Origin of the sequence: Subtercola sp. RTI3 (genome assembly GCF_035018625.1) — a bacterium.
In the GTDB taxonomy this organism is placed as follows: domain Bacteria; phylum Actinomycetota; class Actinomycetes; order Actinomycetales; family Microbacteriaceae; genus Subtercola; species Subtercola vilae.
The window spans coordinates 1-9708 of the sequence record NZ_JASJXO010000081.1; the positions used below are offsets into that span (position 1 = coordinate 1).

Sequence of the window (9708 nt, forward strand, 5' to 3'; positions counted from 1 at the left end):
GAGTACGTGATCGAAGAGCGCTTCGGACTCTTCGATGAGATGTGTTGAGAGCACGACGGTTCGGGTGTGTGCGGTGTAGTCGCGGAGGAGCATGTCGTGAAACAGGGCGCGCGCTGTCACGTCAAGACCGAGATAGGGCTCGTCGAGGAGCGTCAACGGTGCTCGTGAGGCGAGGCCCAGGACGATAGCGACTGCCGAAAGCTGTCCGCGGGAGAACTTCTTGATCGGAGTTTTGGTCGGGATCCGGAACCCGTCAACGAGTTCGGCGGCAACATCGGCGTTCCAGTTCGGCGCGAACTCCGGTGCGATTCGGAGCACGTGGTGCAACCGGTAGTTGTCGGGGTACTTCTGGTTGTCGCGCACGAAACTAATTTTCGAAAGGATCGATTCGTTTTCAAACGGGCGCTCACCGAAGACTTCCGCCGTGCCTGAGCTGGGTCTGTCTTGGCCGGCGAGGATAGACATGATCGTGGTTTTGCCGGCACCATTCCTGCCGAGGAGGCCGCAGATGGATCCCTCTGGCACGGTCAGCGTGATATCGTCCAGCGCGGCCGCGCGCCCGAATGAGCGGCTCATCGAACGAATGGTGATTGCGTTACTCATGCCGGATCCTGTTCTTCGTCATCGATCATCGAGTGCAGTTCGCTAGCCGTGATGTCCAGCACCAAGGCTTCCCGGAGAAGCGGCCGCATGTATTGCGCCCGGAATTCCTCCCGCCGCTGGCGCAGAAGAACATCCCTGGCACCGGTCGCGACGAACATCCCGATGCCGCGCTTTTTGTAGAGCACACCGAGTTCCACGAGCATGTTCACGCCTTTGCTCGCGGTGGCCGGGTTCATCTGGTGGAACACAGCGAAGTCGGTAGCTGAGGGCACGGCGGTCTCTTCGGCGTATGTGCCACCCACGATGTCGTCAGCGATCTTGGCAGCGAGCTGCTGAAAGATCGGACCTTCTCCTGCGAACATGGGTCAAACATAGTCCATTACTCGACTAATGGACAGATGTACCTGCTGAGGTGAGCGTTTTACCCAGATAACTGAACGCACCACGCGATCTATTTCAGGGTTGAGTATGGTGAACTTTGCTCTGGGTGTGTGCGAGGCGGTAGGAGTCGGTGCCGGTTTCGATGATGTTGCCGCCGAACGTAAGCCGGTCGACGATCGCTGCGCAGAGCCGTGGGTCGGTGAAGGTTTTGCCCCAGCCGGAGAAGGATTCGTTCGATGCGATGCCGACGCTGTTTTTCTCTTCGCGTTCGGTGAGGACTTGGAAGAGCAGTTCGGCACCGCGGCGGTCGAGTTCCATGTAGCCGAGCTCGTCGATGAGGAGCAAGTCGACACGGCCGTAGCGGGCGATGGTGCGAGCGAGGGTTTTCTCGTCAGCGGCCTCGACAAGTTCGTTCACGAGCCTGGTCGCGAGGGTGTACTTCACTCGGTAACCCTTCTCCGCTGCGGCAGTACCGAGCCCGATAAGCAGGTGGGATTTCCCGGTGCCGGAGTCTCCGATCAGGCAGAGCGGTTGGCCCTTGCGTACCCAATCACCGGTCGCGAGAGTGTTGATCGTCGCGGGGTTGATGTTCGGATTCGCGTCGTAATCGAAGTCCCCTATCCATTTGTCGCGCGGGAACCCGGCAGCTTTCACCCGCCGGACGGAAGAGCGGCGGTCGCGGTCGTCGCATTCGGCCAGCAGGAGTTCGGCGAGGAACCCGTGGTAGCTGAGCTGTTCCTGCTCGGCCGCTTTCGTCGCTTCTTCGATGACGGCGCGGATCGTGGGTAACCGTAGCCGCCGGCAGGCTTGATCGATCGCCGCGGTCGCGGCCTGCTCGGTCATCCCGCGTCGGCGTCTGAGGGTTGTGGTGATCGTTGTCGCTGTCGGGCTCATGAGCCAGTTCCTTCTTCCAGTATCTGCACGACTTGGGCATTACGTTTGGGGAGTTTCAAGAGCTCGTCATACCTGGCCACTGAGGGAAGTGGGCGAGTGTCGGGTGGGAGACCTGCGATCACGGCGGCCGGGTCCGCGAGACGTCTCTGGGTGAGGCTGACAACGTTTCGCTCGGGCTCACGCGCATGTTCGACGTTGTGACGGTTTGACTCAGGCCCAGCAGTCCCCGCGTGACGGCGGGCTTCAACAGCTACAACGTCTGCTGTTACCGCGCCGACGTGAAGCGCAGCCCGGATGCCGGCGATCACGTCATCGGTGGTCATCGAGCGGTGCAACAGGAGAACGTCGATCAGCTGTCTGGTGCCTGCAGCGTCGCCATCGGTCTTCCGGGCCGCGGCCCAGAAGGCTTCGTGCGCGGCGGTAAATGTTCCTGCGGCCCGTGCCCTGGCGAGCACTGTCGAGCCTGGCAGTGCACCTGGTTTGTGTTGCAGAACCTCGAGGTAGTGATCGAGGTCAACGCTTTGTCCGCCGTTGGTCACTATCCGCGGGTGTCGGGCGATTTCGGTGCGCCCATCGAAAACGACCAGCTCTGAGGCCCTGAGCGACACCCGAACTGGTCGGCTGATCATCCGGGCCGGCACGGAGTACTTCGCCATCCGCACGGTGATCAGGCTGGACCGGTCAACCCTAGGGTGCAGGGTCAGGCCGGGGTCGAAACGTTCGAATGGCAACCGTGCCAACAGCGCTCGTTCGTTGTCGAAGTCTTGGCCGACGGTTCGGATCCGGTCAGCGATCCGGCGCCGGTCGTCGGCCTCATCCCAGCGCTGGATCTTCTCGTTCAGTTCGGCCAATGAATCAACCACAGGCATGGGTGATAGGTGGTTGCGGCGGAACCGGCCGACCTCACCCTCGATGCCGCCTTTCTCGTGCGCGCCGTCGATGCCGGGCTGGCAGTAGAACGCGTCGAACCCGTAATGCGAGCGGAACAACACCCACCGTTCGTTTTCCGTCCGTCGCCGGCCGGTGCCGTAGATCACCGTCGTGACCGCGGCGGTCAGGTTGTCGTAGCGGATATGGCGGACGGGGATCCCTCCGATGGTTTCGAACGCAGCGATATGACCCTCGAGAAAAGCCTCCTGACCCTGAGTCGAATACACCCGATGGACCGCTTTACCAGAGTTCGAGAGCCGGAACGCGAACATGTGACACTTCGTCTTCGCGCCGGCGAGCATGACCCATACCTCACCGAAGTCGACTTCCGCCTCAGCACCCGGTGCGTGCTCCTGAGGCACGAAACCCTCCCGGCCGCGGCCAGCCTCCGCATCAAGGACAGGCCTACGGTGGTGAACATAGTCGCGAACCGTTGAATACGACAACTCCGTCGCACCGTGCTCCTCCGCAAGCCTCGCCAGAATGCGCCGGGCCGTGTGGCGTTGCTTACGCGGCGCGGTCAGATCCTCGATCAACATCGCGTCGATCGCCGGTTTGAACGGCTCCAACCGAGGCGATACCCGCACCGGTGTTTTTCGAGGTGGCGGCTCAGCCTGCGACAATGCCAACCGCACAGTAGCCCGAGCAACACCATGCCGCCGAGCGAGCTCCCGAATCGAGAGCCCTTCCACCCGGGAATCCCGCCGGATCTGTGCGAACAACTCCACCCGTAACCCCATCACTGACCTCCACGCCTAGCATCCGAAACACACGATGCTCAAGCGTCAAGGTGGACCTCGATCAAGCCGTCACGATCACCCGGCGAGTCGAAAGGTGGGCACGAATCGAACCGTCCTAGTGGTCTTCAATCAAGGTGCCATAAACACCCCAGCATGGTGCGCTGCGGAGACGACAGGGTAACCGTAGAAGGCGCTATCAGCTCGCAGCAGCACTGGACCTGTCGCGGAGTCCGAACGCAGCCGGCGGACGGTGGCGAGCGTGTCCGCGACGAACCGTTTCGCACCGCGCGGGGACCCGGTGGCGCCTTTTCGCAGCCGGGACCCGATGATCACCGGCGCCGATGTCGGAGTGGAGACGATACCGATCAGCGCGTTCAACCCGCGGACTCCGGAGTAGGGGTGGTGGTAACGGTACTGTCACGAGCCCCAATCCTCGGGGGTGAGTGCGCGTTCGAGTTGGGCGTGGGCCGCGAATATGCCGGCGGCGATTTCTGCTGACGCTGTTGTGGTGTCGATGGCGGCGCCGGCGAGGACTTTGAGTGGAGACGTACCAGTCGCCCGCTCGAGGTTCGGCTTAAGGACTGCCGGTTGGGTTGATGGTGCGGATGCTGAGGCGTGTGGTCATGTCGAGCTTCACTTCGCCGTAGGGGAGCACGTGTTGCCAGAACAGGGGTGTGAGGCCGCGGCGGTCTTCGTCTGTGAGCATGCTGGTCCAGGCGTCTTCGTCGAGCACGTCTTGGAGCATGAGCGTGTTTATGTACACGAGAGCGGCTTGCAGGATCCGCAGGCACAGCGCGGTCATTTCCTGTTCGTCTTGGCGGTTGGAGGCGATCTCGCCGCCCTTGCCGTAGTAGATGACCGAGTTGGCGCCGTTGAACGCCTCGACGATGTTGAGTCCCTCGGTGATCTCTCGTTGGAGTTCGCGGCTGCGCAGGAACCGGGCGACGAAGATGGTGCGTTGGGCCCGCCCGACTTCGAGCATTGCCTGATAGGTGGGGTGTGACGCTGAGCGGGTGAATCGTCGTAGGATCGCCTCGGTTGAGGCGGTGCCCTGTCTGATCGCGGTTGCGTATTTGATCATCTGGTCGTAGTTCTGCTCGATGAGATCCCAGCGAATCGGACGCGTCAGAGCCGGGGTGAGCTGCGGGTACGCGTCGGGCTGGCCGGTGACCGGCCGGTATAGGCGGATCTTGTTGATCTGCTTGATCCGGGGCAGCAGGTCAAAGCCGAGCAGCCGGGTGATGGCGAAACCAATCTCGGACTGGCCGTGGGTGTCGACGTAGTTGCCTTCGACCTTCATCGTCGTGCCGTGACGAATCGCGCCCTCGATCATCGCGTGGACTTCCGAGGCGGACGCCCGAAGAGTTTGGGAGTGCACGACCATCGACCCGCGCTCGACGTGCCAGTAAATTAGGATCCCTCGGCCGCCGTACCGGGAGTGCCACTCGGTGAAAATATTCTGATCGTATGAACGGAAGTGAGTCGAGTCTGAAGCGACCGCAGTCGATCCCTCACCCCAGAGGCTCGTGCGGCGCGCTACGAATGTCGCGTTGGCGATCGCGATCGCGACGGCTTGGGCGGTGTCGCGGGTGAGGTAACGGCGCCGGACGTAACGGATCTCATCCTCGGTGTGGCCATGACCGCCGCCCGCGGCAACCGCACGGATACCAGTGTTGGTGCCGTACGCGTATATCGCCAGCATCAACCGTTCAGCCAACACCTCGATGTTGAGGGTGCCGCTTCCGGCGATACCGCTGACTTCGTTCAGACATCCGGTGCGCAGCACCGTTTCCTTGAGCATGTCGACCAAGGCGATCGTGCCCCACCGTCGCTGAACCTCGTCTTTGACGCGTCGCAGATTGCGGGGCTCGGGGGCCGCTTCGTATTTGGTCAACGTGATCGCACCTGAGGGCCGATCGGTGATGCTCAGCCAGTCCAACGACGGGACCGCGGCATCCAGTGCGCTAAGGGCATCAGACATCTCCTGGCGTAGATCGTCGATGAAGACGGTGGGGTCCAGTGGCTTGCGCAGCTCTCGATAGTTCTCGTTGCGCCGCTGCTCGAAGTCTTGAGGGAGGTCTTCATCGGGGTTACGCCAGGAGTCTGCGCCCACGACCCAGATCTCCTTGCAGCGCAACTGCTCCCGCAATGCCTGCAAAGTGACTACTTCATAGACCATCCGGGCCACGCGGGACCGGCCTCGTGTGTCGGCGCGGTAGACCAGGTCGGACCAGTCCCCGGCGGTACCACGATGGGCGGGAACGGCTTCCCCGAGTGGGTAGAACGTCAAGTTGGCGGTCTTGGCATGCCTCTTGATCAACGTCAGGGCGTCGATCACCGGGCGGTGAGCGGTGTTACTGCTGCGGAACTCCAAGACCTCCAGCAACGCGATCAGACCGCGCCGGTAATGTCCGGTGTAGGAAGCACGCAGGGTGGTCTGAACCGTGCGCCGATATACCGGGCCCTGCGTCTTGAACTCGTGGACAAGCTCCTGCAATGTCTGCTCGCCACCACTGACCGCAGGAAAGACCACCTCCCTCACCGCTCCGTCGGGCTTCGCCAACGCTGCCTCGGCGATCAAGAAGAGGATGTTCTCCTTGCCCGTCACCCGTTTGAACGCGTTAATCAACTCGTTGGTAACCCGCCGTTCAGCGCGGGCACCGATACGGTGCACCGTGGCGATGAGTAATTCCACCAACGTGTCGGTGATCTCGCGCTCACGTTGATTGACCAATGCCGCGAGCACAGTCAGTGTCAGCGGCTGAGCGTGTCGGCGCAGATGTGACGGTGCCTCGACAGCGGCCCGGGCCCGCCACCCATCCAGAACCTTCGGTGCCACGTCAGCGAACAAACCAACAGGCAGCCCGACTGCGCGGACCGCCTTAAGTTTGCTGATCTCGATCATCATCGAATCCAAGCTCACGTTGCCCGGCGCGGACTTGATCGACCCCAAAACGGTGCCCGACTCCTCAAATCCGTCCTCGACGCCTTCGACGGCACAATCATTGGGCGTCAGCAAGTTCAACAGGCGAACCACCGTGGGTGGATCCAGTCGCCCCGAGATCCGTAACGACCAGTTCTGCTCAGCCACGCGCAAAGCTGAACGCACCATGCGGAGCACTCGACCTGGGGTGGGAGGCTCGATCTGTTGCGCCCTGAAGTGGGCCAGGAGTTCCTCCCGGACGCGCTCGGGTCGCCGCTCGGCGTGGGCCACGTTCACCGCAAGCCAAGTGGTCCCCTCTTCCTGGTCAACGACGGTCGCGACCCGGAAGCCAAGGTGAGCGCGGACCTGAGCACGGTGGTACTCAATCGTGCTGCCGGACCACTCGTAGGCCCCGACCTCCGAAGCGTCCACGCCGACCTGGCGTGCAACGAAATCGATCACGGCATCATGCAGCTCTGAACGCCCTCGCGGGAAACGACCATGACGGCTGTAGTGCTTGAGTAACAACGCGAATCCCAGCGCTGTAGCACCCCGCTTGCCGATCAACAGCTCACGATCGACCTCGAGCAAAGTCCAGAACTCGACCAGCTCATCAACATCGACAACGGCTGAGTCCATACTCGGAAATTATCCCCGACCTCGGCCGATACCGATAGCACTACCCGAAGCGCCCATTGGGGCTGGTGACAGCACCGTTACCACCACCCCTAAAGGGTCCGACGATAGCGGTCCTATCAGAGCATTGACCCCAAATCTGATCCCGTCGTGGGGTAGGCGGCGGTCGTTGATTTGATTTGTCGCGTGGTGAGGCCGTGCTTCATGGCCAGGCTGATGGTGTTGGCGACTTCGGCATAGTCGTGGCCCAGCAAGTGTGCCCCGATGATGCGGTCCGTGTCCTTATCGATAAGCATCTTGGTTGCCCCGACTGTCTCGCTGATTCGGTAGTTGGAGTACCAGCCGCTGGTGTCGGTGAAGCGGACGTCAACGTTGAGTCCGTTGGCTTTGGCCTCGCTCTCTTGCATTCCGATGCGCACTAGTTCCGGGATGGTGAACACGGCGGTTGGGATTGCCGCGTAGTCCGGCACGGCCGTTTCAGATTTCAGCATGTTGGATGCTGCAACCTTTGCCTCGAACACCGCCACCGGCGTAATCGGCATCCCAGGAGTGTTGGCGGCGTCGCCCGCCGCGTACACATGCGGGTTAGTGGTGCTCTGCAGGTGGTCTGCGACCGTGATACCTCGAGAACTATAGGAAACGTTCCCGGCTTCGAGGTTCAAGCGTGTAAGGTCCGCGGTGCGTCCGGCGCCGTGGACGACGAGATCCGTATCAAGCACGGTCGTCTTGCCGACGTGCTGCATGGTAAGACGAAACCCGTGGGCAAGCGGCACCACGCTGGTAATCGTTGTTTCGCGCCGGACTGCCACGCCAACGGTTGCACCGCGGTTCAGGAGCAGTTCAACAAGGTCGGGGTCAAATCCTTTGAGCGGGATGTGGCCGCGGTCGATGATCGTGGGGGAGCTTCCCGCGCGGGCGGCGATGTGTGCAAACTCGAACGACACGAACCCGCCCCCAATGAACGCGATTCGCGGCGGAAGTTCTGGAAGGTTTAGGAAATCGGTGCTGTCGATCACGTGCTCGTGCCCGGGGAAGTCCAGTTCGCGCGGCGTGGCGCCGGTAGCGATGAGGACCTTGTTTGCTCCGTAGGGTGCGCCATCAATCTCGAGGTGGGTGTTGTCGGCGAAGGCAGCAACGCCGTGGAGAGTGTCAACGCCGTGGGAGCGAAGACTCTCCTCCATGTTGTGCGGAACGGGGTCGGTGAAGCCGTGCTTGTGATTCATCAACTCGGCCCAGTTGATGCTGAGTTGATCCGTGTCGATGCCTTTGCCTGCGAGGAGGCGAGCGGCGTCAACGATTTCTGCGCCACGCCGCAGGATCTTCTTCGGGTCGCATCCGCGAAGGGCGCAGGTTCCCCCGTACGGAAGCGAATCGACGATGGCTACGCGCCACCCTTGCGAGGCGGTCTTGTTGGCTGCGGCAATCCCTGCCATTCCGGCACCGATTACGAGGAGGTCATATTTGTTGGTCATCATCAGCCTGCCCTTAGGCGACGTGCAGCTCAGCTTTTAGTTGCTTAACCGTTGGAGATCCCGCGTATCCGTCCGGCGTGAGATACCGGCGGCAGGTCAGGCCGATGGGATCGTCCTCCTTGGCGAAGGGATCCACCCCATTGATGAGAATGCTGGGTGAGCCGCGAAAGCCAACCCGTCCGGCTTCCTCCGCGGTGTCGACGACCTGTCGTGTGACGACAATCCCGGGATTCTCTCCGGCAAGAGCGATGAGTCTTTGCTCGGCCACTTTCCAATTGGGGCAGCCCTCAAAGTATTGCAATGTGATTTCCATAACTTCACGGTAAACCCTGAAGTGTGATTGAAGGTCAAGCGGTATTCTTGCGTCATGCTTATTGGAGAGGTCGCCGAGGCTCTGGGCGTTCATAGTCACACCATTCGGTTCTATGAGAAACAGGGACTCTTGCCCGCTCCTCACCGTCAACCCAACGGTTATCGCAACTACGATCCCACCATCGTCAGCAGAGTGAACTTCATCCACAGCAGTCAGGCGGCAGGCCTCACCCTCTCAGAGATTATGAGTGTGCTTTCCCTCCGTGATGCAGGGCAGGCACCCTGCGCTCACGTATCCACCCTGCTGGAACGCAAACTGGACGTTGTTCACGAGCGTCAACGAGAACTCGCAGTCCTGGAAGCAGAACTCACCAGACTCATCCACACCAGCCAGGGACTAGTCCCGTCCGATTGCGGCGAGAAGGACATCTGCAACATCATTTCTGACAGCAGGAGCAACCAGGACGAGAACAGCTAAGAACAGGAGGCGTCACACACTTCCTTGAAAGCGGGATGATGACAATACACTTATGCGCGGTCACTGGAATCTCAGACTGACGAACTCGAGAGTGTCGCGTTTGACCCCCGTTGAAGTCCCGCTTGGATGCTCGTACCGTCTCGCAACCGTAGGGATACTAGGCGTCTCGCGTGACCGGAATTGGTACCTCTTATAAAGTGGGTGCCCGCTCCGGGGAGTTTCTCGCCACTTTGTGTCTCAGCTCGAAGCTGAAGCTGCCAACGGCAACACCGTTGCAAGACAGGTGGAGACACGGGTGTTCAGTCGGGGATGGGTGGGTACTGTCTCTTATACACATCT

General features: G+C 61.2%; 8 protein-coding genes and 1 pseudogene. 1 reads left to right on the top strand and 8 read right to left on the bottom strand.

Annotated features, from left to right (window positions below; all coding sequences use genetic code 11):
- The 8 genes and pseudogenes from QN358_RS18045 to QN358_RS18080 all read right to left on the bottom strand — a co-directional run.
- On the bottom strand, positions 1-603 hold a 603-nt coding region (locus QN358_RS18045), incomplete at its 3' end, for an ABC transporter ATP-binding protein (RefSeq protein ID WP_323513181.1).
- Positions 600-965 (bottom strand): GntR family transcriptional regulator, encoded by a 366-nt coding sequence (locus QN358_RS18050; RefSeq protein WP_323513182.1) that lies wholly within the window; start codon positions 963-965, stop codon positions 600-602. The genes QN358_RS18045 and QN358_RS18050, both read right to left, overlap by 4 nt.
- 94 nt (positions 966-1059) lie before the next feature.
- Positions 1060-1878, bottom strand: coding sequence for an IS21-like element helper ATPase IstB (istB, locus tag QN358_RS18055; protein ID WP_323513183.1), 819 nt, complete (start codon positions 1876-1878; stop codon positions 1060-1062).
- Positions 1875-3548, bottom strand: coding sequence for an IS21 family transposase (gene istA / locus QN358_RS18060; protein WP_323513184.1), 1674 nt, complete (start codon positions 3546-3548; stop codon positions 1875-1877). Before istA ends, istB begins: the two co-directional genes overlap by 4 nt.
- Before the next feature lie 147 nt (positions 3549-3695).
- Positions 3696-3944: pseudogene (locus QN358_RS18065) on the bottom strand (IS1380 family transposase); the annotation flags it as partial.
- A 178-nt stretch (positions 3945-4122) separates the two neighbouring features.
- Positions 4123-7110 (bottom strand): Tn3 family transposase, encoded by a 2988-nt coding sequence (locus QN358_RS18070; protein ID WP_323513185.1) that lies wholly within the window; start codon positions 7108-7110, stop codon positions 4123-4125.
- A gap of 116 nt (positions 7111-7226) precedes the next feature.
- On the bottom strand, positions 7227-8582 hold the full coding sequence (locus tag QN358_RS18075; protein ID WP_323513186.1) for an NAD(P)/FAD-dependent oxidoreductase: 1356 nt from the start codon (positions 8580-8582) through the stop codon (positions 7227-7229).
- 10 nt (positions 8583-8592) lie between these two features.
- Entirely contained in the window at positions 8593-8892 is a 300-nt protein-coding gene (locus QN358_RS18080) for a thioredoxin family protein (RefSeq protein WP_323513187.1), read from the bottom strand.
- Between the two features lie 54 nt (positions 8893-8946).
- On the opposite strand from QN358_RS18080, the gene QN358_RS18085 reads away from it, so the two are divergent.
- On the top strand, positions 8947-9369 hold the full coding sequence (locus QN358_RS18085; protein WP_323513188.1) for a heavy metal-responsive transcriptional regulator: 423 nt from the start codon (positions 8947-8949) through the stop codon (positions 9367-9369).
- Positions 9370-9708 lie beyond the last annotated feature (339 nt).